We start from the raw sequence: 24,373 nt of genomic DNA on the forward strand, positions 1-24,373 counted from the left end.
GTCCTGTGCGACGATCGGCACATGAGTGGGGCAACGGACGAAGGGCCGAGACGGGTCGGTCGGCCACGCGCCGACCAGGCGAGACGGCACGGCGACCGGCCGCCGCGCGAGGAACTCCTCTGCGCGGCGGCCGAGTTGTTCACGGTGCACGGGTACGCGGCGACCACCACGCGCAACGTCGCCGAACGCGCGGGAATGCGCCAGGCGACGATGTACCACTACTTCCGCGGCAAGGAGGAACTCCTCGCCGAACTACTGGAGTCCACGGTCGCGCCCTCGCTGACGCTGGCCCGCCGACTGGTGGCCGATACCGTACGGCCCGCCGCGCGGCGGCTGTGGGAGCTGTGCCGTTCCGACGTGCTGCTGCTGTGCGGAGGCCCGTACAACCTGGGCGCGCTCTACCTCTTGCCCGAAGTGGGCGGGGCGCGGTTCGCCCAGTTCCACCGGATGCGCCGGGAACTGCGCGACTCCTACCGGCAGTTGCTGCGCGCCACCTCGGTCGGGGCGGAACTGGCCGGTGACGAGGCCGGGTTGGCCCTGCGCAACGACCTCGTCTTCGGCCTCGTGGAGGGGGTCATGCTCATCCACCGTTCCGACCCGGCGCGACCGGTCGCGGCCTTCGCGGAGGCCGCCGCGGACGCGGCGTTGCGGGTCGCCGGGGTCACGGAGAAAGCGTGAGTCCCTCGGGGCCCGTGGGCGCCCGTGTGGCTCAGGGGCCGGCCTCCCAGCCGGGCAGGTCGTCCCAGGCCCGCAAGGTCAGACCGCTCTCCAGGCGGTGGGCGATCCCGGTCACCGGATCGGTGAACGCGAGCGTGCGGGCCAGGAGTTGGAGCGGGCGCCGGTAGTCGGCCGGGTCCGCGGCCGCGGCGACCACGGGGTAGACGGGGTCGCCCAGGATCGGCAGGCCCAAACCGTTCATGTGCACCCGCAGCTGATGGGTGCGCCCCGTGCGCGGGGTCAGCCGGTAGCGGCCCAGCGCTCCGCTTGTGGCGACGAGCTCCACGACGCTCTCGGCATTGGGTGCGGCGCCCGGGACCTCCACCGCCGCCATCTCGCCGCGGACCTTCTCGATGTGGCTGCGCACCGTGCGCGGAAGGCGGACCCCGGGGTCGTGCCGCGCGACGGCCTCGTACTCCTTGAACACCTTCCGCTGCTCGAACAGCGACTGGTAGGCGCCGCGGTCCTCGGGGCGGACGCTGAACATCACCAGTCCGGCGGTCATCCGGTCGAGGCGGTGAGCCGGGCTGAGGGCGGGCAGGTCCAGTTCGACGCGCAGCCGCGCCAGGGCGGTCTGGAAGACGTGGGTGCCGCGCGGGGTGGTGGCCAGGAAGTGCGGCTTGTCCACCACCAGGAGGTGCGCGTCGCGGTGGACGACCCGGATCGGGAACGGCACGACAGGCTCGGCAGGCATGTCCCGGTGAAACCACAGGAATGCGCCCGGCTCGTACGGGTCCCGCGGGCGCAGGACGCGTCCGCCGGGGCCGAGGACCCGGCCCGACTCCAGCAGCCGCGCCATCGACTCGGCGCCGCGGGTGCCGGCGTAGCGGGCGGTGAGGTAGGCGCCGAGGTCGGGCCACAGCCCGTCCGGGTCGGGGGGCAGCCGCAGGCGGACCGGGTCGATGCCGGCCCGCTGGGGCAGGGGTGCGGGCGGGATGGAGGATCTGCGTCTCATCGGGGTCCAGCGTAGGCCCTGCGGGCGCGGCTACTGTCGGGTGAAGGTCCCCAGGTGGGTGGTGTCCAGGTACTCGATGCGCAGCGTGCCGTCGGCGAAGACGGCGCCCGTGCGGCCGACGGCGTTCTCACCCCGGGTCTCCAGGCGCAGGTGGTCCAGGACGTATGTCTGGTCGTAGCCGAGGTCTTCGAGGAGGTCGGTGGCGTCGAGGCGGGCGACGGCCTTGTCGACGGCGGCGTCGGTGAGGAGGGGGTGGGGGGTCGGGGGTGGGGCGGGCGCGGTGGCGGTCGCCGCGGCGAGGAGGGCGGCCCCGGCCCCGGCGGTGGCGAGTGCGTGGAGGGTACGCATGGGGTCAGTGTCCCGCCGGGCGGGTGACTCCGCCTGTGGGCCGGGGCGGCGCCGCGGGGCGGTGTGCGGATGCGGCGCCGCTGCGCTGCGCGGCCCCGGCTGCGCCGGGTTTTCGGTGCTCCGCCCCGGACCCCGCGCCTCAAACGCCGGCGGGATTGGGTTTGTCCGGCGGGGTTGGGTTGGCCCGTCAGGCCGCGGCGGGTTCTTGTTCGGCTTCGACCTTGGCGTTCCAGTCGCGCTTGATCGCGCGCCAGGCTTCGTCCGTTTGGCCCAGGCGCCAGTAGCCCGAGATGGAGAGGCGCTCGCGGGGGATGCCGCGGGTGACGCGGAGGTGGTGGCGGAGGTCCTTGACGAAGCCCGCCTCGCCGTGGACGAAGGCGTGGACGTCGCGGGAGGGGAACTCCAGCGCCGAGACCGCCTCCAGCAGCGCCTCGCCGATCGGGCGGTCGCCGCGGTGGAGCCAGACCGGGACGACACCGTCCGGGGTGGCGATCTTCTGCTCGTCGGCGGGGCCGTCGATCTCCACGAACGCGTGCACCACCGCGCCCGTCGGCATCCGCTCCATCGCCGCGCCGATCGCCGGCAGCGCGCTCTCGTCGCCCGCGAGCAGGTGCCAGCCCGCGGTCGGGGAGGGGGCGTAGGCGCCGCCGGGGCCGAGGAAACGTACCTCCTCGCCCGGCTGGACGGCGGCGGCCCACGGGCCGGCCAGCCCCTCGTCCCCGTGTACCACGAAGTCGAGGGCCAGCTCCCGGTGCACCGGGTCCCAACCGCGCACCGTGTACGCGCGCTGGCGCGGCCACTCCTCGCGCGGGTGCTCGGCGCGGATCCGGTCCAGGTCCCAGGGCGACGCGTAGCGGACGCCCTCGGGGGCGAAGAGCAGCTTCACGTAGTGGTCGGTGAACTCGCCCGCGTCGAAGCCGGCCAGGCCGGCACCGCCCAGCACCACGCGCACCATGTGCGGCGTGAGCCGCTCGGTGCGTACGACGACGGCGGTGCCGACTGTACGAGCGCGTCCCTCTGCCACGGCTTCTCCCCTGACTCCCCAGAAACTTAGGTTCCCCTAAGTTAGCACCTCAGTGGCGCAGCGCGCTGCTCAGCCGGGCCACGGCTCCGCCCAGACCCCACCGGCGCGCCAGCGCCTCGACCATCTCGGGACTGGCCGGAGCCGCCGGAAGGGCCGGGTCGAAGGGGGGCAGCGGGACGTCCGAGGCGACCTTGACCACCTTCGGCGCCACCGCCAGGTACGGCCGGGACTCGTCCAGCCGCTTGCGCTGGGTCGGCGTCAGCTTCGACCCGGGGTCGTCGATCGCCGCGATGATCCCGTCCAGGCCGCCGAACGCGTCCAGCAGCTTCGCCGCAGTCTTCTCGCCGATGCCGGGGACGCCCGGCAGGCCGTCGCTCGGGTCCCCGCGCAGCAGCGCCAGGTCGGCGTAGCCGGGGCCGTCCACCCCGTACTTTCCCCGCAGCCATGCCTCGTCCGTCACCTGGAGCGAGCCGACGCCCTTGAGCGGGTACAGGACCCGTCGTCGCCGTTCGTCGTCGATCAGCTGGAACAGGTCCCGGTCGCCCGTGACGATGTCCACCGGGCCCGTGGCCCGGGCGGTGAGGGTCCCGATGACATCGTCCGCCTCGTACCCGGCGACGCCCACCCGGGCGATGCCGAACGCGTCCAGTGCCGCCTCGATGATCGGCACCTGCGGGGTCAGGGTGTCCGGCGTCTCCTCGACGTCGGGGCCGTTCGCCGTCTCCGCGGCCACTCGGTGCGCCTTGTAGGACGGGATGAGCTCCACTCGCCACCGGGGCCGCCAGTCGGCGTCCATGCAGGCCACGAGGTCGTCCGGGTGGTGGTCCTGGACCAGCCGCCCGATGAAGTCGAGCAGGCCGCGCACGGCGTTGACCGGCGTGCCGTCCGGGGCCTTCACGGAGTCCGGCACGCCGAAGTACGCGCGGAAGTAGAGGGAGGCGGTGTCCAGGAGCATCAGGCGTCGTGTCGTCACGCTGACGATGATGCCGCAGCCGCCCCGCCGGCCGTCGACGCCGGCCGCCGGCGGCGGTCGGTCCTGCCGTGAACGCGAATCCGGGGGCGGTTGCTGCGTAAGGTGCTTACAGCACACCGATGTGCGACGAGTGGATTAGGGGAGGGCAGCCCCGACATGAACGATAAGGACGGCAGGGACGGCAGGGACGGCAGGGACGGCAAGATCGGCACGGACGGCAGGGACGAGAAGGAGAAGGACGCCAAGGAGCAACCGCTCCGGGTGGGCGTCGCCGTGCGCAAGCGGCGCCGCGCGCTCCACCTGACCCTCGCCGTCGTCTCGGCGCGCAGCGGACTGTCCGTCCCCTTCCTGAGCCAGATAGAGAACGAGCGGGCCCGGCCCAGCATGCGGTCCCTGGAAAGGGTCGCTGACGCGCTGGAGACCACGGCCGTCGAACTGCTGGCCGCCTCCGACACCGCGCGCACGGTGGACCTCGTGCGCGCCGGGGACGACTCCGGCCTGACGCCCGCCCCCGGCGTGCGTCCCCTCGTACGCGGACACCACCAACTGCACGCCCTGGAGTTCAGCGGAGACCAGGACGCGGGCCGCGAGTACCAGCACCGCAACGACGAGCTGATGTACGTGGTCGCGGGCGCCTGCCAGGTGGAGGCCGAGGGGCGGGCGTACCGGCTGGAGAACGGCGACGCGCTGTTCCTGTCCGGTGGGGTACGGCACCGCTGGCGGGCCGTGAGCGAGGACACCCGCATCCTGGTGGTGGCGGTCGGGGAGCACATCCACGCGACGTCCGAGCCGCCCTCCCCGGAACACTGAGCGGCGTGCGGCGGATCGTCTCGCTGGTGCCGTCGCTGACCGAGGCCGTGGCGGTGAGTGCTCCGGGCCGGCTCGTCGGGGTCACCGACTGGTGCACGCATCCAGGAGACCTGGGCGGAGCGGTGCGCGTCGGCGGGACGAAGAACCCCGACGTGCCGGCGATCATCGGGCTGCGCCCGGACCTGGTCGTCGCCAACGAGGAGGAGAACCGGGCCCTGGACCTGGCGGCCCTGCGGGCGGCCGGGGTGCCGCTGCTGGTCACCGAGGTCCGCTCGCTGCCGCAGGCGTTCGGCGAACTGGAACGGTTGCTGGTCGGGGCGCTCGGGCTCGCGCGGCCGGGCTGGCTCACGGACGCCGGGAAGGCGTGGGCGGCGGTGGAACCCCTGGGCCCGCTGCGTGCGGTGATACCGGTGTGGCGGCGGCCGTGGATGGTGTTGGGCCGCGAGACCTTCGCCGGGGACGTACTGGCCCGGCTGGGTGTCCGCAACGTCCTCGCCGGGCATGCCGAGCGCTATCCGCGGGTGTCCCCGGCCGAGGCGCGGGCGGCCGGCTGCGACCTGGTGGTCCTGCCGGACGAGCCGTACCGGTTCACCGCCGGGGATGGCCCCGAGGCGTTCCCGGGCTTGCCGGCCGCGCTCGTCAGCGGCCGGCACCTGACCTGGTACGGGCCCTCGCTGCGGGAGGCTCCGGCGGTGCTGGCGCGGGCCCTGCGGGCCGCCCGTTAGCGGGGCGGCAGCCGACCGGCGAACAGGCCGCGCAGGGTGTGGCCGGCAGCCAGGAGCCAGGTGGCGAGCAGGGTGAGGTACAGGGCGCAGGCCAGCCAGGAGAAGGCGGCGAGGCCGGTGTGGTGGGCCAGGCCGGTGGCTCCGGTGACACAGGTGCCGACGGGGAAGGTCAGCGCCCACCAGGTCATCGCGAACCCCATGCCGCCCCGGGCGGCCCGGACCAGCATCGCGGCGGCGAGGGCCAGCCACAGCAGGGCGAATCCCATCACGGGCACCCCGTACACCACCGCGAAGGCGCCGAACGCGTCCGCGTAGGGGGCGCCGATCGACCGGGGGGCCATGTCGGCGAGCTGGTTCACGGCGGTGGTCGACTGGCCGAGGGGGCCGAGGACCAGGAACAGGGTGGGTGTCAGTGCCAGGGGCAGCGGCCCGCTCACGATCAGGCGGCCGAAGACCAGGGGCAGCATCAGCAGGGTGGCCAGCAGACTGACGCCGAACAGGGCGTAGCAGGCCAGCAGCATCCCTTCGCGGGCCTGGCCGGCGGGCAGGTGGGGGATGAGCAGGGGGCCGAGGGCGGCGGAGACCATGGGGGAGACCAGGGGCAGCAGCCATACGGGGGTGGCCTGCGCGGGCTCGACCTTGTGCCGCACCACCATCAGGTACGGGATCAGTACGGCCATCAGCAGGCCGATCGCGGTCCCGGCGGTGTAGAGCACGGCGTCGGCGGCGACGGCCGCGGGGGTGCCGATGACGTCCTTGCCGACGATCAGGGTGCCGCCGCCGACGGCCAGCAGGGCCATGGCCAGACAGCCGTAGAAGGGTGCGACGGCGGGGTCGAGGAGGTGGGCGTGCGCCTGGTCGCGGTGGTGCAGCCAGTGCCCGGCGCGGGCGGCCAGCAGGACGGCGAGGGCCGCGGCGGACAGCGCCCAGACGAGCCGGCAGGCCACGAGCCGGCCCGGGAGCTGGAGGGGGAGGGTGGCGCCCGCGTTGGCGACGATCGCCGTGCCCATCACGGAGGCGTACCAGTTGGGCCCGAGGTTCCGGAGCGCGGGTGCCTTGTGGGCCCGGGGCGCGGGTGCGGTGGTGGTGCGGGGTCGCACGAGGGTGGTGGCCATGGACCCAGCGTCGCGTCCGGGCGCGCCCGGCGGCAGAGGGAGGTTTCGTATGAGGGCATAAACTGCATTTATGGGTAACGAGGAGTGGGTGCCGCTGGCGCACCGCGTGCCGGACCTGGGCGCGCTGGAGCTGCTGCTCGCGGTCGCGCGGGTCGGCAGTCTGAGCGGAGCGGCCCGGCGGCTGGGCATCACCCAGCCGGCGGCGAGCAGCCGGATCCGGGCGATGGAGACCCGGCTCGGGGTGGCGCTGGTGGACCGCTCGCCGCGCGGGTCGACGCTGACGGCGGAGGGCGCCCTGGTCACGGACTGGGCCCGGCGGGTGGTGGAGGCGGCCGAGGCGTTCGACGTGGGCGCGCAGGCGCTGCGGGGGCGGCGGGACTCGCGGCTGCGGGTCGCGGCCAGCATGACCATCGCGGAGTACCTGCTGCCGGGGTGGCTGATCGCGCTGCGGGGGCAGCGGCCGGGCACGGCGGTGTCCCTGCACGCGGGGAACTCGGCGCTGGTCGCCGAGCTGGTCCTCGCGCACGAGGCGGACCTGGGCTTCGTGGAGGGGCTCTCCGTACCGGACGGACTGGACTCGGTGGTGATCGCGCAGGACCGGCTCGTGGTGGCGGTGGCGCCGGGGCACCCCTGGGCGCGGCGCTCGCGCGGGGTGGCGGCCGCGGAGCTGGCGGCGACCCCGCTGATCCTGCGCGAGCAGGGGTCGGGGACCCGGCAGGTGCTGGACGCGGCGCTGGCCGCGTCCGGGGGGCTGGCGCAGCCGCTGCTGGAGCTGGCGTCCACCACCGCGGTGAAGTCGGCGGCGCTCAGCGGGGCGGGGCCGTGCGTGCTGTCGGAACTGGTGGTGGGGGACGAGCTGGGCTCCCGGCGGCTGGTGGAGGTACCCGTCGTCGGGGCCGGGCTGGCGCGGGCGCTGCGGGCCGTCTGGCCGACGGGCGCCCGCCCGGCCGGTCCGGCCCGCGACCTGCTGTCGTTGACCCGGGCCCGTGCCTGACCGGCCGGCGCCGGTCCAGCCGGCCGGGCGGGCCGGGTTCGCCGCGGTGACGGTACGGGCGGACAATGGAGGCAGTCGGATCCGAGGAGGCGCGTGATGCGCAAGATGATCGACTGCCGCGAATTCCCGAGTGAATCGAATTGCAGCCTCTTCATGTCGGGTGAGGAGGCGGAACTGGTCCGCGCCGCGGAGGAGCATGCCGTGTCCGTGCACGGGCACACGGCGAGCGCGGAGCTGCGCGAGCAGCTCAAGGCGGCCATGAAGGACGAGGTCCCGCAGCACGCCTGAGCCGTCAGGCGACGAGGGCCGGGTAGGCGGGCCCGGGTGCGAGCCCGGGCTGCCGCCCGGCCCGTCCCTACAGGGCGGCGGGGGCCAGGGTCGCGCCGGGCGTCGTGAGGTTGAACTCCGCCGCCGCGTCCACCAGTGCCGCCATCACCCGGGTGTCCTTGTCCCGCTCCGGGTGCCACTGGACGCCCACCACCCAACGGTCCGGGTCCGTGAGTTCGACGGCCTCGATCGTGCCGTCCAGCGCGTGCGCCGAGACGACGAGCCCCTCGCCCAGCCGGTCCACCGCCTGGTGGTGGTAGGTCGGGACGTCCGCCTCCTCCGGGACCAGCGCCGCGTAGCGGGTGCCGTCGACCGGGCGGACCGGGTGCCAGGACGTCACGCCGGGGGTGTGCACATGGCCGTCGATGTGCTGGATCAGCGTGCCGCCCAGGGCCACGTTCAGGGCCTGCATGCCCCGGCAGATGCCGAGCAGCGGGGCGCCGGACTCCAGGGCGGCCCTGATGAGCGCGAGCTCCCAGGTGTCGCGGACCGTCGCGGGTGCGCCCGTACGGGGATCGCGCACGGCGCCGTAGTGCACCGGGTCCACGTCGGGGCCGCCGGCGATGACCAGCCCGTCCACCCGGCTCAGTACCTCGCCCGCCCGGGAGGGTTCGTCCGGGGGCAGCAGGACGGCCGCGCCGCCCGCCGCCTGAACGAGTTCGTGGTACCCGGAGGGGACGAGGGACGTCGCGAGGTCCCACACGCCGTAGCGGGTGGACTCCTCCACATAGGTGGTGATGCCGATGAGCGGCCTGGGCACGGTTCTACCTCCGGGTGGACGGGATCCGGGTCAGCGTCAGGATTTCAGTCGCGGGTCAATTCCGCCTCGGCTTCGGCCAGCGCCGCGAACTCCTCCTCGGGCGCGGAGGCGACCAGGCGGTGGCGGCTGTAGAAGGCGAAGTAGGCGAGGGCGACGGCGTAGACGGCCAGCGCGATGAACGCCGCGTCCTGGTCCACCAGGAAGGTGGCGACCAGCGCGGAGAGGGCCAGGACGAAGGCCACCGAGGAGGTGACGGCGCCGCCCGGCGTGCGGTACGGGCGCTCCAGGCCCGGCTCGCGGCGCCGCAGCACGATGTGGGACAGGGCCATCAGGGCGTACGAGATGGTCGCGCCGAACACCGCGATGTTCAGCATGCGCGGGCCGTTCCCGGTGGCGGCGGCCAGCGCGAAACCGATCGCGCCGGGTATCAACAGGCCCAGGTAGGGGGCCTTGCGCTTGGAGGTGAGGGACAGGAAGCGCGGCAGGTAGCCGGCCCGGGAGAGGGCGAAGAGTTGGCGGGAGCCCGCGTAGATGAGCGAGAAGAAGGAGGCCACGAGCCCGGCGAGACCGGCGTAGTTGACGAAGGTCTTCAGCCAGGACAGCCGCGCATCGCCCTCCAGCGCGACGACCAGCGGGTTGCCCGCGTCCTTGAGGGCGTCCGCGCCGCGGGTGCCGGTGGAGGCCAGGAACGTCATGAGGGCCAGCAGGACGAGGATGCCCATGGAGATCGACAGTGCGCGGGGCATCGAGCGCACAGGGTCCTTGGCCTCCTCGGCCGCCAGCGGTACGCCCTCCACCCCCAGGAAGAACCACATGCCGAAGGGGAACGCGGCCCAGATGCCGAGGAAACCGAGCGGCAGCCACGAACTCGCGCCGGCGGCCGTGGTGTCGACGGCGATGTCGTCGAGGCGGGACGGGTCGAACTCGGTGAAGGCGCCCAGCGCGAAGACGAGGAGCGCGAGCACGGCGACGGCGGTGACGACGAGCGAGAAGCGCAGGGCCTCGCCCACGCCCCACAGGTGGATGCCGATGAACACCGCGAAGCAGGCGAGGTAGACGGGCCACCCGGAGGTGAGGCCGAAGAGGTGCAGCGACTCGACGTAGTCGCCGATGAAGATGGAGATCGCGGCGGGCGCCAGGATGTATTCGATGAGGATGGCCGTACCGGTGAGGAATCCGCCCCAGGTGCCCAGTGCCCGGCGGGCGAAGCCGTAACCGCCGCCGGCCGTCGGCAGGATGGCGGACAGCTCCGCGAGCGAGAACACCAGGCAGGCGTACATCGCGCCCATCAGGGCGGTCGCGATGGCGAGGCCGCCGAACCCGCCCTGGGCGAGGCCGACGTTCCAGCCGGAGAAGTCGCCGGAGACGACGTAGGCGACCCCGAGGCCGGTGAGCAGCAGCCAGCCGGCGCTGCCGCGGCGCAGCGTGCGGCGTTCCAAGTACGAGTCGCCGGCCTCCGGGGCCTTGGTGGGTCCGGGCGCGGCGGTCAGCCGGGCCTCGATGTCGTCGGCCATGTGCGCTCCTGCCTGGGGCAAGGTGGTGCAACGGATGAGGGGAGTGACGCGGGCAATGGTTGTTGGGCGTACCTTTGCGTCACGCGGGTGGAGCGCGCAAGACCCACGCGTTAAACGGGGGTTACGAAACCCTCTCGGCCCGGCGCCGCCCGGGAGGGTTCATGCCGGGCGAATCGGCCGCCCGGGGCGGTTCACGCCAGGAAACCGCGCAGCAGCGCGGCCGTGCCGCAGCAGTGCTCGCGCATCGTCTCCCGGGCCGATTCCGCGTCCCGCTCCAGCACCGCCTCGACGAGCGCGGTGTGCTGCTGCTGGGAGTGCTCCAGGTTGCGCACCAGCAGCGGGATGCAGTCCAGCAGGTCGTTGACGGTGGCCCTGACGGCCGCGTACTGGGCCGTCAGGGTGGGGGAACCGGCCAGTTCGCACAGGGTGAGGTGGAAGAGGGTGTCCTGGCGGCGGTAGTCCTGGAGCGGGGCGTCGTGGGTGGCGGCGAGGGCGCCCAGCAGCCGTTCCGTGCCCTCCTCGGTGAGTCCGTGCGAGGCGCACAGGCCCGCCGCGCCCACCTCCAGGACCTCGCGGAACCGCAGCGCGTCCTCGATGTCCACCCCCGCGACCCGGCGCCGCAACTCCCGCTCGGCGCCGTCGGCCGGCGTGTCGGGGCGGGCCAGCACAAACGTTCCGCCGTACCGGCCGCGCCGTGCCTCCACCAGGCCCTGGTCCTGGAGTACCTTCAGCACCTCGCGCAGCGTGACCCGGCTGATGCCCATCCGCTCCGCCAACTCCCGCTCGGGCGGCAGCCGTTCCCCGCCAGGTACCAGTCCCAGCCGGACCACCTGGAGGATCTGCTCCAGTGCCTCCTCGAAACCGTTGCCCGCCCGCACCTGTCGCAGCACGGGATTCAGCCGCGCGATCGCGTCGCCCTCACTCGCCATGTCGGTCATCTGGCCTCCACCCCTTCCCAAGCAATGGTTCTGTTCAATACCTTAGGCCCACTCGGCTCACCGAAGGAGAGATTCCAGTGGTAGACCGCAAGCCCCCGCTCGCGCCCGAGGAGCTCCGCTCCCTGGTCGCCGGCGGCGAGATCGACACAGTCGTCCTGGCCTTCCCCGACATGCAAGGGCGCCTCCAGGGCAAGCGGTTCGCCGCACAGTTCTTCCTCGACGAAGTCCTCGCCCACGGCACCGAGGGCTGCAACTACCTGCTCGCCGTCGACACCGAGATGAACACCGTCGACGGCTACGAGATGTCCTCCTGGGACCGCGGCTACGGCGACTTCGCCATGCACCCCGACCTCGCCACCCTGCGCCGCATCCCGTGGAACCCCGGCAGCGCCTTCGTCCTCGCCGACCTCGCCTGGAACGACGGCACGCCCGTCGTCGCCGCGCCCCGACAGATCCTGCGCCGCCAACTGGAGCGCCTCGCCGAACACGGCTACACCGCGATGGTCGGCACCGAGCTGGAGTTCATGGTGTTCAAGGACACCTACGAACAGGCGTGGAACTCCGGCTACCGCGACCTGACCCCCGCCAACCAGTACAACATCGACTACTCCGTCCTCGGCACCGGTCGCATCGAGCCCCTGCTGCGCCGCATCCGCAACGAGATGCAGGCCGCCGGCCTGGTCGTCGAGTCCGCCAAGGGCGAGTGCAACCTCGGCCAACACGAGATCGTCTTCCGCTACGACGACGCGCTCACCACCTGCGACCAGCACTCCGTCTACAAGACGGGCGCCAAGGAGATCGCCGCCCAAGAAGGCGTCTCGCTCACCTTCATGGCCAAGTACGACGAGCGCGAGGGCAACTCCTGCCACATCCACCTCTCGCTCACCAACGCCGACGGCCACAACGCGATGGCCGGGGACGGCCCCGGCGGCATGTCCCCGGTGATGCGCCACTTCCTGGCCGGCCAACTCGCCGCGCTGCGCGACTTCTCCCTTCTCTACGCCCCGAACATCAACTCGTACAAGCGTTTCCGGCCCGGATCCTTCGCCCCGACCGCCGTCGCCTGGGGCGTGGACAACCGGACCTGCGCCCTGCGCGTGGTCGGCCACGGCCGCTCCACCCGCTTCGAGAACCGCCTCCCCGGCGGCGACGTCAACCCCTACCTCGCCGTCGCCGGACTCGTCGCCGCCGGGCTCTACGGCATCGAGAACCGCCTCGAACCGCCGGAGCCCTGCACCGGCAACGCCTACACCGCCGACTTCGCCCACGTCCCGAGCACGCTGCGCGAGGCCGCGGAACTCTGGGAGAACAGCGAGATCGCCAAGGCCGCCTTCGGTCCCGAGGTCGTCGCCCACTACCGCAACATGGCCCGCGTCGAACTCGACGCCTACGACTCGGCGGTCACCGACTGGGAACTGCGCCGCTCCTTCGAACGCCTGTAACCCCCTTGGAGAAGTCTGTGAGGCACCACGTGTCCGATCTGCCGGCCCCCTCCGCCCTGCGCGTCCTGAACCCGGCCACCGAGGAACTCGTCGCCACCGTCCCGACCGCCACACGGGACGACGTCGACGCCGCCGTCGCCAGAGCCGCCGCCGCGCAGCGCGGCTGGGCGGCCGCGGCCCCCGCCGACCGCGCCAGGCTGCTGCGCCGCTTCGCCGCGGTGGTGGACGGACACCTCGAGGAACTCGCCCTGTTGGAGGTCCGCGAAGCCGGTCACACCATCGGCAACGCCCGCTGGGAGGCGGGCAACGTACGCGACCTCCTCGACTTCGCGGCCGGGGGAGTCGAACGGCTCTCCGGCCGACAGATCCCGGTCGCCGGCGGCATCGACGTCACCTTCCTCGAACCCCTCGGCGTCATCGGCGTGATCGCGCCCTGGAACTTCCCCATGCCGATCGCCGCCTGGGCCTTGGCCCCGGCCCTCGCCGCCGGCAACGCCGTCCTTCTCAAGCCCGCCGAGACCACCCCCCTCACCGCCCTGCGCCTCGCCGAGCTCGCCCTCGAAGCCGGGATCCCCGAGCACCTGTTCCAGGTGCTCCCCGGACCGGGCGCCGTCACCGGTGACGCGCTCGTGGAACACCCCGGAGTCGCGAAGATCGTCTTCACGGGCTCCACCGCGGTCGGCAAGCGGATCATGGCCAAGTGCGCCGACCGGGTGAAGCGGGTCACCCTCGAACTCGGCGGCAAGAGTCCCAACATCGTCTTCGCCGACGCCGACATCGAGGCCGCGGCGGCCGCCGCCCCCATGGCCTTCCTCGACAACACCGGCCAGGACTGCTGTGCCCGCACCCGCATCCTCGTCCAGCGCTCCGCCTACGACAGGTTCCTGGAACTCCTCGCCCCCGCCCTCCAGGACGTGCGCGTCGGCGACCCGGCCGACGAGAAGACCCAGATGGGCCCGCTCATCTCGCGCGCCCAACTGGAACGCGTCCGCGGCTACGTCACCGACGACCTCACCACCACCCGCGGCACCGCCCCGGACGGGCCCGGCTTCTGGTACCCGCCCACCCTCGTCACGGACGTCGCCCCCACCGCGCCCGTGGCCGTCGAGGAGGTGTTCGGCCCGGTCGCCGTCGTCCTGCCCTTCGAGGACGAGGAGGACGCCGTACGCCTGGCCAACGCCACCGACTACGGCCTCTCCGGCTCCCTCTGGACCCGCGACATCGGCCGCGCCCTGCGCGTCTCGCGCGCCGTCGCCGCCGGCAACCTGTCCGTCAACTCCCACAGCAGCGTCCGCTACTGGACCCCCTTCGGCGGCTACAAGCAGTCCGGTCTCGGCCGGGAGCTCGGACCCGACGCCCTGACCGCATTCACCGAGACCAAGAACGTCTTCATCAGCACGGAGGTCTGAACCGCATGTCCCACGAAGAGAGCATCTGCCGCCGCCTGGTCGGCCGTACCGCCGTCATCACCGGCGCCGGCAGCGGCATCGGCCTCGCCACCGCCCGCCGCCTGGCCTCCGAAGGCGCCGACGTCGTCTGCGGCGACATCGACGAGACCGCCGGCAAGGCCGCGGCCGAGGAGGTCGGCGGCACCTTCGTCAAGGTCGACGTCACCAGCCCCGAGGAGGTCGAAGCCCTCTTCAAGACCGCCTTCGACACCTACGGCTCCGTCGACATCGCCTTCAACAACGCCGGCATCTCCCCGCCGGACGACGACTCCATCCTCACCACCGGCCTGGAGGCATGGAAGCGCGTCCAGGACGTCAACCTCACCTCCGTCTACCTCTGCTGCAAGGCCGCCCTGCCCTACATGCAGCGCCAGGGCCGCGGCTCCATCATCAACACCGCCTCCTTCGTGGCCGTCATGGGCGCCGCCACCTCCCAGATCTCCTACACCGCGTCCAAGGGCGGCGTCCTCGCCATGTCCCGCGAACTCGGCGTGCAGTTCGCCCGCGAGGGCATCCGCGTCAACGCCCTGTGCCCGGGACCCGTCAACACCCCGCTGCTCCAGGAACTGTTCGCCAAGGACCCCGAGCGGGCCGCCCGGCGCCTGGTACACATCCCGCTGGGCCGGTTCGCCGAACCCACCGAGATCGCCGCCGCCGTCGCGTTCCTCGCCAGCGACGACTCCTCCTTCATCAACGCCACCGACTTCCTCGTGGACGGCGGCATCTCCGGCGCGTACGTCACGCCCCTGTAGGACGCCCCGGGCGCACCGACAGGGCCTACACGATCCCCCGACGGCCGGGCGTCACAGGACGCCCGGCCGTCGTGCCCCACCGTCCCCCCGCCTCCGGTGATCTTCGTAGAGCAGGAGCGTCCCCCGTGACCACCCCCGTGCCCCGCCCCACCCGCGCCCGCCGGCTCCAGGCCGTGGCCGCCGCCCTCGCGCTGGCCGCCGGTGCCCTCGCCGCCACCGTCCCCGCCGCCCAGGCCGCACCCGGCGCCCGCTGCACCACCCCGGAGCTCGGAACCGGCTGGTACGGGGACAACCGGGCGCGGCTCCAGCGGTTGATCGACCGGTACGCGACCTGCGATCCGCTCCAGGCCGCCCGCGCCAAGCCCGTCGCCGTCTTCGACTGGGACAACACCGTCGTCAAGAACGACGTCGGGGACGCCACGATGTACTGGCTGCTGCGCAACGGCAAGATCCGCCGGCCCGGCACCGGCGATTGGTCGTCCACCAGCCGCTACCTCACCCCGGACGCCGTCCGGGCCCTGGCCGCCGCCTGCGACCCCCTCGCCCGGCCCGGCGCCCCGCTGCCCACCGGCACCCCCGCGGGCACCGCCTGCGCGGACGAGGTGCTGGCCGTCTACGGCACCGCGGCCACCCGGACAGGCGCCCCCGCCTTCGCCGGCTGGGACCACCGCACGGTCGAACCCGCCTACGCCTGGCTGTCGCAACTGACGCGGGGGTGGAGCGCCGCCGAGGTCCGCGGCTTCGCGTCAGCCGCCCGCGCCGAGAACCTCGCCGCGCCCGTCGGCGCCACCCAGCGGGTCGGCAGCGCCACCGCCACCGGCTGGGTGCGCTACTACGACCAGCAGAGGGACCTGATCAACGCGCTCAGGAAGGCCGGCTTCGACGTGTGGATCAGCTCCGCCTCGCCCCAGCCCGTGGTGGAGGTCTGGGCGAAGGGCGTCGACGTCACCGCCGACCACGTCATCGGCATCCGCAACACCACCACGCCCGACGGCAGGTTCACCGCCCACCTCAAGGGCTGCGGGTCGGTGGGGGACGGCGCGGACGCGATGATCCCGTACATCGACGGCAAGCGCTGCTGGATCAACCAGGAGGTCTTCGGAGTACGCGGAGCCGCCGCCGAGAAGGTCCGGCCGGCGGCCCGGCGCCAGGTCTTCGCGGCGGGCGACTCCGACACCGACGTATCGTTCCTGCGCGACGCGACCGCGCTGCGGCTCGTGCTGAACCGGAACAAGAACGAACTGATGTGCCGCGCCTACGACAACAGCGACGGCGCGTGGATCGTGAACCCCATGTTCATCGAGCCGAAGAAGCCGAAGAGCGACCCCTACCCGTGCGCGACGACCGGGTACATCGGCCATGACGGCACGCCTGGCCCCGTCCGCCGGGCCGACGGCAGCGTCGTCCCGGACCAGACGGACTCGGTGTTCTGACCGGAGGTCTCAGCCGGTGACACCCGTGACGCCGGTGACCTTGGCGGTGAAGGCGTCCAGGTTCGCCTCGGCGCGCGCGACGCGCTCCTCTGGGGACAGCGTCTCCTCGTACCCGCGCGTCCGCAGCTTCGGCTGCCGCTTGCCCCGCATGTAGAGGGAACAGGCGAGGTCGGCGCAGAGGTAGGTGCCCACGCTGTTGCCCTCCCGGCCACGCGCCCCGGCCAGGGGGGCGACGAGGAGGGCGACGCCGGAGGAGGCGTGCCCGGTCAGACAGATCTGGCAGATGCTGGACTTGAACGCGCCCGCCCGGTTCGCCCCCGGCACCCGCAGGGTGATGCCGACCGGAGGACCGCCGGCCCCGGGCCGCACGATGTGGGCGCGCAGCGGCGCGCCCGGATCCACCCAGCCGAGGAAGTCCAGGTCGTCCCAGGGCAGTTCGGAGAAGTCCGGGGGCAGCTTCAGCCGGGCCGCCTCGCCCTTGCTGCAGTTCACGAAGGACGAACGGATCTGTTGTTCGGTGAGCGGGTCCATGGAAAGCACGTTACGTGCCGGTACGGACCGCGGTCATCCGATATTCACCCCACCGCGCTCACCCCGCCGCCTCACAGGAAGGTGCGGCCCTCGCCCCGGTAGGTCGGGACGGTGGCCGTCACCCGGTCGCCCTCGACCAGGTGCAGCGCGTCGAAGCGTTCGCACAGCTCACCGGCCTTGGCGTGGCGGAACCAGACCCGGTCCCCGATCAGCAGGTCGTCGGCCGGGCCGCCCAGGAGCGGTGTCTGCACCTCGCCCGCGCCCTCCTGCGGGTCGTAGCGCAGTCCCGACGGCAGGTACGGCTGCGGGAGCCGGTCGGGGCCGGCCGCGCCGGAGGCCGGGTAGCCGCCGCCCAGCACCGTTACCACCCCGACGCCGGGCCGGCGCACCACCGGCTGGGCGAAGAGGGCGGCCGGGCGCCCTCGGAACGAGGTGTAGTTGTCGAACAGGCGCGGCACGTAGAGCCCCGAACCGGCGGCGATCTCCGTGACGGCGTCCTCGGCGGCGGTCTGCTGCACGCTGCCGGTGCCGCCGCCGTTGACGAACTCCAGCTCCGGGACGACGGCCCGCACCGCCCGCACCGCCTCGGCCCGGCGGGCGGCGAGCTCCTTGCGCGCCGCGGCCTGCATCAGCCGGATCGCCCGTGAGCGCAGGGGGCGCCCCGCGAGGAGGTCGCCGACCCCGGCGACGTGGCCCTCGTAGCCCATCAGTCCCACCACCCGGAACCCCGGTCGGGTGCTCACGGCACGGGCGAGCGCCGCGAGTTGGGCCGGCTCGCGCAGCGGCGAACGGCGGGCCCCGACGCGGATCCTGCCGCCGAGCAGACGCAGGGCGGTGTCCAACTCCAGGCAGACCCGGATCTCCTGGGCGCCGCCCTCACGGGCGCGGTCGATCAGCTCCAACTGCGCCGGGTCGTCGACCATCACGGTGACGGCCGAGGAGAGCTTCGGGTCACCGGCGAGTTCGGCGAAACCGGCGCGGTCGGCGGAGGGATAGGCGAGGAGCACGTCCTCGAAACCGGAACGGGCCAGCCAGATGCTCTCCGCGAGGGTGTACGACATGATCCCGGCGAACCCGGGCCGGCCCAGCACCCGTTCGAGGAGCGTCCGGCACCGCACGGACTTGCTGGCCACGCGGATCGACTTGCCGCATGCGCGGCGGACGAGGTCGTCGGCATTGGCGTCGAACGCCTCCAGGTCGACGATCGCCAGCGGCGCGTCGAGGTGGGCGGTGGCCGCGTCGTACCGGGCACGGTCGGAAGTCATGGCGGCAGCCTGTCACGCCGGTGTACCCACCGGTAAGGGGTCCGCCGCGGTCCCTTGGACCGTCCCGCCGTCCGGGGGACGCCGCCGGCGGGCCCGCGCGACCTCGTAGAGTACGGACAAGGCCGCAGCGGACGAACGGGGGGCGGAGCCGCCGGATGACGACGTCTACACCGCTGCCCGCGGACCTCGCCGGACCCGGACCGGGGGCGATCACCGGCCGCCGGGGCCCTGCCCGGATCACCGCCGCCGTGCTCTGCGCGCTCCTCGGCACCGGCCTCACCGCCGGGGCCGCCGTCACCGCCTGGAACGACCACCGCGCCGCCCACCGCCCCCTGCCGGCCGAAGCCGCCTACCGCGCGGCCGGTTCGCTGTGGCGCGACGCCCCCGTCGACCGCCTCTTCCCGCCCGTGCTCGACGGCCCCGGTGACGGTCCCGGCGGCGCCGACCGCACGTGGACCAGGATCGCCCTCGCCCCCGACGCCGACTGCGGCCCCGCCGCCCTCAACGCGGACTGGCGCAGCGCCCTGGCCGCCGCCGGCTGCGCCCACGTCCTGCGCGCCACCTACACCGACGCCACCCGCAGCTCCCTGGTCAGCGTCGGCCTGGTCTTCACCACCGCCGACTCCGCCACCATGGACGGGCTGCGGGGCCGCCTCCCCGCCCCCTCCGCCTACGGCTTCACCGACCCGCAGCGCGCCACCTGGGCCGCGGGCGTCGTCGTCGGGGCCCCGGCCGTCGTCTACGCCGTCTCCGCCTTCGCCGACGGCCGGGTCCAGGACGCGCCCCAGCCGGCCGAGGAGGCCGCCCGGCCCGCCGCCGTCGGGGCGCCGGCCCAGGCCGGCCTGGGCCACGAGGCCAAGGCCGTCACCGGGCGGCTCGAACGCGCCGTCGAGGACCTCGCCGCCCCGCCGACGTCGCACCGCACGGACCCGGAGTCCGACCGATGAGCCGAACCCGTACGGCGGCGGCCCTGTCCGTCGCGGCCCTCGTCACCGCCGCCGGCGCCCACCCCGCGACCGCCGACACCGTCCGCGACCGCCAGTGGGGCCTGCTCACCCTGCGCGCCGAAGAGGCGTGGGGCACCACCCAGGGCGAGGGGGTCACGGTCGCCGTCGTGGACACCGGGGTCGACGGCACCCATCCCGACCTCGCCGGTCAGGTCCTCGACGGCGCCGACCTCGTCGGCATGGGCGCCGGCCGGGGCGACCGCGCGTGGGCGCGCCACGGCACCGCGATGGCCGCCCTCATCGCCGGGCGCGGCCACGGCCCCGACCGCGCCCAGGGCGTCCTCGGCGTCGCCCCGCGCGCCAAGATCCTTCCGGTCCGGGTGATCCTGGAGGAGAGCGACCCCGGCCGGGCCAAGGCCCGCGACAGCAGGTCGGGCGCCCTCGCCGAAGGCATCCGCTGGGCCGCCGACCACGGCGCCGACGTCATCAACCTCTCGCTGGGCGACGACAGCGAATCCGCCCACCACGAAGGCGCCGAGGACGAGGCGGTCCAGTACGCCCTCGGCAAGGGTGTGGTGGTCGTCGCCTCGGCGGGCAACGGCGGCGAACACGGCGACCCCATCTCCTACCCGGCCGCCTATCCCGGGGTGATCGCGGTCACCGCCGTCGACCGGGCGGGCCGCAAGGCGGACTTCTCCACCCGCCACTGGTACGCCACCGTCAGCGCCCCCGGCGTCGACGTGGTCAGCGCCGACCCGGACCGCAGCTACTACGAGGGCTGGGGCACCAGCGCCGCCGCCGCCTTCGTCTCCGGAACGGTCGCCCTGGTCAAGGCCGCCCATCCCGGCCTGTCCCCGGCCCAGATCAAGAAGTTGCTCCGGGACACCGCCTCGGACGCCCCGGCGGGCGGCCGCGACGACTCCCGCGGGTACGGCACGGTGGACGCCGTCGCCGCGCTCCAAGGCGCGGACCGGCTCCGCCCCGAGGCCCCGCTGCCCACGCCCGTCGCGGCCGGCCGCCCCTACTTCGGCCCCGGCCCCGAGCCGGCCGCCCGCCCTCAGCGGCGGCCCCGGCTGGGCGCCCCGGCGGCGGCCGTCGCCGGTGCGGCGCTGCTGGTGCTGGCCGCCGTACTGGCCCGGCGTCCGCGCGGCCCGCGGCGGGATAGGGTCGGTTAACTGTGGCGAACAAGAACATCCCCGATCCCGGTTTCTCCGACGACGACGGCTCCGCCGATCCCGCGCTGAGCGCGGCCCTGGCCGCCTGGGCGCAGGACCGCTCGCGCGAACCGCAGGTGCTGGCCGCCCTCAAGGGCGCCCGCCTGCTGGTCCCCGTCGTCGCCCTGCTCGGCGAGGTCGAGACCGACCCCGAGACGGGCCTGAGGCGCGAGAAGACCAGCGACATGGCCGTCCCCACCCTGACCGCGGGCGACCGCCGGGCCCTGCCCGCCTTCACCTCGACGGAGTCGCTCGCGCTGTGGGACCCGGCGGCCCGGCCGGTGGCGGTCCCGCTGCACCAGGCGCTGGCGGCCGCCGCGCACGAGAAGGCCGACACGATCGTGGTCGACCTGGCCGGTCCCGTCCCGTACCAGCTCACCGGCCCGGCCCTGCTGGCCCTCGCGGAGGGCCGTACGGACCCCGACCCGCTGGCGGACCCCGCCGTGCGCGAGGCCGTACGCGCCGCGGTGGAGGGGGAGCCGGACGTGCTGCGCGCCCACCTCGGCCCGGGGGGCGCGGGCTCCGACGGCACCCTCGCGCTCGTACCGGCCACCGACGAGGGCGGCCCGGCCGCCGCCCGACGGGTCGCCGAGGCGCTCGCGGCCGACGAGACCCTGCGCGGCCGGTTGGTGCGGGGGCTGGACCTGGCCCTGCTGCCGGCGACCGCCGCGGCGCCGCCGGGGGAGCCGCTCTTCACGCGCTGAGGCGCGTGCCGGGCTCGCCGCCCGGGTCCGTACACGCGGAAGGGCCGGGAGAGCCGCCGTGCGGCGCTCCCGGCCCTTCCGGCGTCGGGACGCGCGGTGTTACGCGTACACGGGGCCCGTGAACTTCTCGCCCGGGCCCTGGCCCGGCTCGTCCGGGACGATCGACGCCTCGCGGAAGGCGAGCTGGAGCGACTTGAGGCCGTCGCGCAGCGGGGCCGCGTGGAAGGAGCTGATCTCGGTGGCGCTCGCGGTGACCAGACCGGCGAGGGCGGTGATCAGCTTGCGGGCCTCGTCGAGGTCCTTGTGCTCGGAGTCGGGCTTGTCCAGGCCCAGGTTGACCGCCGCGGCGCTCAGCAGGTGCACGGCCACCGTGGTGATCACCTCGACGGCGGGCACGTCCGCGATGTCGCGGGTCATGGCGTCGTAGTCGGGGGCCGTCTCGGCCTCGGTGGCGGGGGTGGGGGTCGCGTCAGTCATGCTTCACACGATAAGCCGGGTCGCGCCGGCCCCCGACCGCCCGCTCCGGGTGAGCGGCTCTGGCGCGGAATGCTATATTGGGCTACGACCGGCCGGAGACTATGTCCCCGGCCCACAAGTGGAGGCTCCGATTCTCCCACCTGACCGCCTTCCGGGGCGGCGGGTCACCGGTCAGGCGGTATCCATCGTTCCGTACGGACGATGGAAAGCCGCCCGAGTTTGCGCCCCGCGGTTCGCACGCGACGGTGCTCCGGTTGTGTTGGAGCCCCTGCCTGTGTCCCGGCGGGGCTTTTTTCGTATCCCGCCGAGGCCGGTCTGACGACACCAACGTCAACGGCTGTCTGCCAGGCAGCCGTGTGGTGCTACCGAGGAGGATCCATCAGCACCGAGCCCCGCATCAACGACCGGATTCGCGTTCCCGAGGTACGACTCGTCGGTCCCAGCGGCGAGCAGGTCGGCATCGTGCCGCTTGCCAAGGCGCTTGAGCTCGCGCAGGAGTACGACCTCGACCTGGTCGAGGTCGCGGCGTCCGCACGCCCGCCGGTCTGCAAGCTCATGGACTACGGCAAGTTCAAGTACGAGTCGGCCATGAAGGCCCGTGAGGCGCGCAAGAACCAGGCGCACACGGTCATCAAGGAAATGAAGCTCCGGCCGAAGATCGACCCGCACGACTATGACACCAAGAAGGGTCACGTCGTTCGGTTCCTCAAGCAGGGCGACAAGGTCAAGATCACGATCATGTTCCGTGGTCGCGAGCAGTCCCGGCCGGAACTCGGCTTCCGACTGCTGCAGCGCCTCGCTTCGGACGTCGAGGACCTCGGGTTCATCGAGTCGAGCCCGAAGCAGGACGGCCGGAACATGATCATGGTTCTCGGTCCGCACAAGAAGAAGACCGAGGCGATGGCCGAAGCCCGCGAGGCGCAGGCCGCCCGCAAGGCCGAGCGCCAGGGTGTCGCCCCCGCCGGCGAGGAGGAGGCTTCCGAGGAGGCCCCCACCGCCGTCGAGGCCGACGCGAACGAGGCAGAGGTCTCCGCCGAGGCCGCCTCCGACGAGGCGGACACCTCCCACGAGGCATCTGCCGACGCCTGATCCCGAGGCAGCCCGTCTCGGAATCACCGACACAACATGACGCTCCCGGCAGCCGGTCCCCCAGGACCGGCGGGAGCGCCACCGACGAGGAGATAACGGCGCTATGCCGAAGAACAAGACGCACAGCGGTTCCAAGAAGCGCTTCAAGATCACCGGCTCCGGCAAGGTGCTCCGTGAGCGCGCCGGCAAGCGCCACCTGCTCGAGCACAAGTCGTCCCGTGTCACCCGCCGCCTGACCGGCACCGCGGAGATGGCCCCCGGCGACGCCGCGAAGATCAAGAAGCTTCTCGGCAAGTGACGTCCTCCGCTCCCCTCGCCGGGAGCGGGACGTCGAGACCGGGACCCCATCTGAATTCGGGCCGTGTGAAGACACCCACGGCCCCGCTACAAGGAGTTAAAAAGTGGCACGCGTCAAGCGGGCAGTAAACGCCCACAAGAAGCGCCGGGCGATCCTCGAGGCGGCCTCCGGCTACCGCGGTCAGCGTTCGCGCCTGTACCGCAAGGCCAAGGAGCAGGTCACCCACTCGCTGGTCTACAACTTCAACGACCGCAAGAAGCGCAAGGGCGACTTCCGTCAGCTGTGGATCCAGCGCATCAACGCCGCTGCCCGCCAGAACGGCATGACGTACAACCGCCTCATCCAGGGTCTCAAGGCCGCCAACATCGAGGTGGACCGCAAGATCCTCGCGGAGCTGGCCGTCAACGACGCCAACGCGTTCGCCGCGCTCGTCGAGGTCGCGCAGAAGGCCCTCCCGGCCGACGTCAACGCCCCGAAGGCCGCTGCCTAAGGACTGGCCGGCCGCGTAACGCAGTCGGCACCCACGGACCCGCAGGCGACTCGCCTGCGGGTCCGTGTGCTTTCGCCCCGCGCGCCGGGGCCCGCGACCCCGCCCGTCTCCGACCGGCCAGGCCCCGCGGCCGTCAGGCCCCGCGGGAGCCGGCCCCAGGACACCCGAGAAAGAACCGCTGACGCCATGGGCACCCCCGCCGAGCTGATCTCCCCCCGATCCCCGCGGGTGGCCGCCGCCAGGCGCCTGGCGCGGCGCAACTTCCGCACCAAGGAGCGCCGGTTCATCGCCGAGGGCCCGCAGGCGGTCCGCGAGGCCGTCGAGCACCGCGGCCCCGACGGCGCCTCGACCCTCATCGAGCTGTTCGCCACCGTCGAGGCCGCCGAGCGGTACGCCGACATCGTCGAGGCCGCGCTGCTGGCCGGGGCGCGCGTGCACTACGCCTGCGACGAGGTGCTCGCCGAGGTCTCGCAGACCGTCACCCCCCAGGGTCTCGTCGGCGTCTGCCGGTTCCTCGACTCGCCGTTCGAGGACATCCTGAAGGCCGGGCCCAAGCTGGTCGCCGTCCTCGCCCACGTACGGGACCCCGGCAACGCCGGTACGGTGCTGCGCTGCGCGGACGCCGCCGGCGCGGACGCGGTCGTGCTGACCGACGCCTCCGTGGACCTCTACAACCCGAAGTCCGTACGGGCCTCCGTGGGCTCCCTCTTCCACCTGCCCGTGGCGGTCGGGGTGCCGGTGGAACAAGCCGTACAGGGGCTGCGGGCCGCCGGCGTACGCATCCTCGCGGCCGACGGGGCCGGCACCGACGACCTCGACGCCGAGCTGGACGCGGGCACCATGGGCGGCCCCACCGCCTGGGTCTTCGGCAACGAGGCGTGGGGCCTTCCCGAGGAGACCCGGGCGCTCGCCGACGCCGTCGTACGCGTCCCGATCCACGGCAAGGCGGAGAGTTTGAACCTGGCCACGGCCGCCGCGGTGTGCCTCTACGCGTCCGCGCGTGCACAGCGGGCGTCCGGAGGGTGCCGCTCCGTGACCCCCAGCTAGTAATGTGACGGCCCGGGGGGCCCACCGCGGCACTCG

27 protein-coding genes are annotated in these 24,373 nt (G+C 73.4%); 16 read left to right on the forward strand and 11 right to left on the reverse strand.

All coding sequences use genetic code 11. The annotated features are described in order from the left end of the window. Positions 1 to 21 precede the first annotated feature (21 nt). The gene (locus tag ABZ934_RS18865) at positions 22 to 678 is read left to right on the forward strand and encodes a helix-turn-helix domain-containing protein (RefSeq protein ID WP_361314238.1); all 657 of its coding nucleotides are present in this window, start codon (positions 22 to 24) and stop codon (positions 676 to 678) included. A gap of 31 nt (positions 679 to 709) precedes the next feature. Here ABZ934_RS18865 and ABZ934_RS18870 read toward each other — a convergent pair whose 3' ends face one another. The 4 genes from ABZ934_RS18870 to ABZ934_RS18885 all read right to left on the reverse strand — a co-directional run bounded on the left by ABZ934_RS18870 (position 710) and on the right by ABZ934_RS18885 (position 3,999). After that, the gene (locus ABZ934_RS18870) at positions 710 to 1,672 is read right to left on the reverse strand and encodes a pseudouridine synthase (RefSeq protein WP_361314241.1); all 963 of its coding nucleotides are present in this window, start codon (positions 1,670 to 1,672) and stop codon (positions 710 to 712) included. 30 nt (positions 1,673 to 1,702) lie between these two features. Next, positions 1,703 to 2,020, reverse strand: a complete 318-nt coding sequence (locus ABZ934_RS18875; RefSeq protein WP_361314244.1) for a hypothetical protein — start codon at positions 2,018 to 2,020, stop codon at positions 1,703 to 1,705. A gap of 187 nt (positions 2,021 to 2,207) precedes the next feature. Next, positions 2,208 to 3,044 carry a siderophore-interacting protein gene (locus ABZ934_RS18880; RefSeq protein ID WP_361314246.1) on the reverse strand — a complete coding sequence of 279 codons (837 nt, stop codon included), beginning with the start codon at positions 3,042 to 3,044 and terminating at the stop codon, positions 2,208 to 2,210. A gap of 49 nt (positions 3,045 to 3,093) precedes the next feature. Then, entirely contained in the window at positions 3,094 to 3,999 is a 906-nt protein-coding gene (locus ABZ934_RS18885) for a 5'-3' exonuclease (protein WP_361314358.1), read from the reverse strand. Between the two features lie 279 nt (positions 4,000 to 4,278). Between ABZ934_RS18885 and ABZ934_RS18890 the strand changes: the two genes are divergently transcribed. Both ABZ934_RS18890 and ABZ934_RS18895 read left to right on the forward strand, forming a co-directional pair. Beyond that, a complete protein-coding gene (locus ABZ934_RS18890; protein ID WP_361314360.1) occupies positions 4,279 to 4,827 on the forward strand; it encodes an XRE family transcriptional regulator in 549 nt (182 codons plus the stop codon). Next, the gene (locus ABZ934_RS18895) at positions 4,824 to 5,552 is read left to right on the forward strand and encodes a helical backbone metal receptor (protein WP_361314362.1); all 729 of its coding nucleotides are present in this window, start codon (positions 4,824 to 4,826) and stop codon (positions 5,550 to 5,552) included. Before ABZ934_RS18890 ends, ABZ934_RS18895 begins: the two co-directional genes overlap by 4 nt. Here the strand turns inward: ABZ934_RS18895 and ABZ934_RS18900 are convergent. Further along, entirely contained in the window at positions 5,549 to 6,667 is a 1,119-nt protein-coding gene (locus ABZ934_RS18900) for a TDT family transporter (RefSeq protein ID WP_361314249.1), read from the reverse strand. The genes ABZ934_RS18895 and ABZ934_RS18900 overlap by 4 nt on opposite strands. 70 nt (positions 6,668 to 6,737) lie before the next feature. On the opposite strand from ABZ934_RS18900, the gene ABZ934_RS18905 reads away from it, so the two are divergent. After that, complete coding sequence (locus tag ABZ934_RS18905; protein ID WP_361314251.1) at positions 6,738 to 7,661, forward strand: LysR family transcriptional regulator; 924 nt, start codon at positions 6,738 to 6,740, stop codon at positions 7,659 to 7,661. Positions 7,662 to 7,757: 96 nt separating this feature from the next. Beyond that, positions 7,758 to 7,949: a DUF1059 domain-containing protein gene (locus tag ABZ934_RS18910; protein ID WP_361314254.1), complete on the forward strand. Its 192-nt coding sequence runs from the start codon at positions 7,758 to 7,760 to the stop codon at positions 7,947 to 7,949. Between the two features lie 67 nt (positions 7,950 to 8,016). Here ABZ934_RS18910 and ABZ934_RS18915 read toward each other — a convergent pair whose 3' ends face one another. The 3 genes from ABZ934_RS18915 to ABZ934_RS18925 all read right to left on the reverse strand — a co-directional run bounded on the left by ABZ934_RS18915 (position 8,017) and on the right by ABZ934_RS18925 (position 11,191). Further along, on the reverse strand, positions 8,017 to 8,748 hold the full coding sequence (locus tag ABZ934_RS18915) for a gamma-glutamyl-gamma-aminobutyrate hydrolase family protein (protein ID WP_361314257.1): 732 nt from the start codon (positions 8,746 to 8,748) through the stop codon (positions 8,017 to 8,019). 44 nt (positions 8,749 to 8,792) lie between these two features. After that, positions 8,793 to 10,262 carry an ethanolamine permease gene (eat, locus tag ABZ934_RS18920; protein ID WP_361314259.1) on the reverse strand — a complete coding sequence of 490 codons (1,470 nt, stop codon included), beginning with the start codon at positions 10,260 to 10,262 and terminating at the stop codon, positions 8,793 to 8,795. Between the two features lie 191 nt (positions 10,263 to 10,453). After that, positions 10,454 to 11,191, reverse strand: coding sequence for an FCD domain-containing protein (locus tag ABZ934_RS18925; protein WP_361314364.1), 738 nt, complete (start codon positions 11,189 to 11,191; stop codon positions 10,454 to 10,456). Positions 11,192 to 11,277: 86 nt separating this feature from the next. Here ABZ934_RS18925 and ABZ934_RS18930 point away from each other — a divergent pair, with 86 nt between their 5' ends. The 4 genes from ABZ934_RS18930 (at position 11,278) to ABZ934_RS18945 (ending at position 16,275) form a co-directional block, all read left to right on the forward strand. Then, the gene (locus tag ABZ934_RS18930; protein ID WP_361314262.1) at positions 11,278 to 12,642 is read left to right on the forward strand and encodes a glutamine synthetase family protein; all 1,365 of its coding nucleotides are present in this window, start codon (positions 11,278 to 11,280) and stop codon (positions 12,640 to 12,642) included. Positions 12,643 to 12,680: 38 nt separating this feature from the next. Beyond that, positions 12,681 to 14,051, forward strand: coding sequence for an aldehyde dehydrogenase family protein (locus ABZ934_RS18935; protein ID WP_361314366.1), 1,371 nt, complete (start codon positions 12,681 to 12,683; stop codon positions 14,049 to 14,051). A gap of 5 nt (positions 14,052 to 14,056) precedes the next feature. Then, entirely contained in the window at positions 14,057 to 14,842 is a 786-nt protein-coding gene (locus ABZ934_RS18940; RefSeq protein ID WP_361314265.1) for a 3-oxoacyl-ACP reductase, read from the forward strand. Positions 14,843 to 14,967: 125 nt separating this feature from the next. Continuing rightward, a complete protein-coding gene (locus ABZ934_RS18945) occupies positions 14,968 to 16,275 on the forward strand; it encodes a haloacid dehalogenase-like hydrolase (protein ID WP_361314268.1) in 1,308 nt (435 codons plus the stop codon). A gap of 9 nt (positions 16,276 to 16,284) precedes the next feature. Here the strand turns inward: ABZ934_RS18945 and ABZ934_RS18950 are convergent, their stop codons facing one another. Further along, on the reverse strand, positions 16,285 to 16,806 hold the full coding sequence (locus ABZ934_RS18950) for an FBP domain-containing protein (RefSeq protein ID WP_361314271.1): 522 nt from the start codon (positions 16,804 to 16,806) through the stop codon (positions 16,285 to 16,287). A 71-nt stretch (positions 16,807 to 16,877) separates the two neighbouring features. Beyond that, entirely contained in the window at positions 16,878 to 18,071 is a 1,194-nt protein-coding gene (locus ABZ934_RS18955) for an amino acid deaminase/aldolase (RefSeq protein WP_361314274.1), read from the reverse strand. 155 nt (positions 18,072 to 18,226) lie between these two features. Between ABZ934_RS18955 and ABZ934_RS18960 the strand changes: the two genes are divergently transcribed. From ABZ934_RS18960 to ABZ934_RS18970, 3 genes are read left to right on the forward strand one after another with little or no spacing between them, the layout of a single operon-like run. After that, positions 18,227 to 19,018, forward strand: coding sequence for a hypothetical protein (locus tag ABZ934_RS18960; protein WP_361314276.1), 792 nt, complete (start codon positions 18,227 to 18,229; stop codon positions 19,016 to 19,018). After that, on the forward strand, positions 19,015 to 20,193 hold the full coding sequence (gene mycP, locus ABZ934_RS18965) for a type VII secretion-associated serine protease mycosin (protein WP_361314279.1): 1,179 nt from the start codon (positions 19,015 to 19,017) through the stop codon (positions 20,191 to 20,193). Before ABZ934_RS18960 ends, mycP begins: the two co-directional genes overlap by 4 nt. Before the next feature lie 2 nt (positions 20,194 to 20,195). Then, positions 20,196 to 20,936 carry an SseB family protein gene (locus ABZ934_RS18970; RefSeq protein WP_361314282.1) on the forward strand — a complete coding sequence of 247 codons (741 nt, stop codon included), beginning with the start codon at positions 20,196 to 20,198 and terminating at the stop codon, positions 20,934 to 20,936. 99 nt (positions 20,937 to 21,035) lie between these two features. On the opposite strand, the gene ABZ934_RS18975 is transcribed toward ABZ934_RS18970, so the two are convergent. Continuing rightward, a complete protein-coding gene (locus ABZ934_RS18975; protein WP_361314285.1) occupies positions 21,036 to 21,413 on the reverse strand; it encodes a DUF1844 domain-containing protein in 378 nt (125 codons plus the stop codon). Between the two features lie 354 nt (positions 21,414 to 21,767). Here ABZ934_RS18975 and infC point away from each other — a divergent pair, with 354 nt between their 5' ends. From infC to ABZ934_RS18995, 4 genes are all read left to right on the forward strand, one after another. Further along, positions 21,768 to 22,502: a translation initiation factor IF-3 gene (gene infC / locus ABZ934_RS18980; protein WP_361314288.1), complete on the forward strand. Its 735-nt coding sequence runs from the start codon at positions 21,768 to 21,770 to the stop codon at positions 22,500 to 22,502. Between the two features lie 103 nt (positions 22,503 to 22,605). After that, positions 22,606 to 22,800 carry a 50S ribosomal protein L35 gene (rpmI, locus tag ABZ934_RS18985; protein WP_030387121.1) on the forward strand — a complete coding sequence of 65 codons (195 nt, stop codon included), beginning with the start codon at positions 22,606 to 22,608 and terminating at the stop codon, positions 22,798 to 22,800. A 103-nt stretch (positions 22,801 to 22,903) separates the two neighbouring features. Continuing rightward, positions 22,904 to 23,290 carry a 50S ribosomal protein L20 gene (gene rplT, locus ABZ934_RS18990; protein ID WP_007263143.1) on the forward strand — a complete coding sequence of 129 codons (387 nt, stop codon included), beginning with the start codon at positions 22,904 to 22,906 and terminating at the stop codon, positions 23,288 to 23,290. Positions 23,291 to 23,476: 186 nt separating this feature from the next. Then, on the forward strand, positions 23,477 to 24,337 hold the full coding sequence (locus ABZ934_RS18995) for an RNA methyltransferase (RefSeq protein WP_361314291.1): 861 nt from the start codon (positions 23,477 to 23,479) through the stop codon (positions 24,335 to 24,337). Positions 24,338 to 24,373 lie beyond the last annotated feature (36 nt).

This window comes from Streptomyces sp. NPDC046557 (assembly GCF_040645975.1).
Taxonomy (GTDB): Bacteria; Actinomycetota; Actinomycetes; order Streptomycetales; family Streptomycetaceae; genus Streptomyces.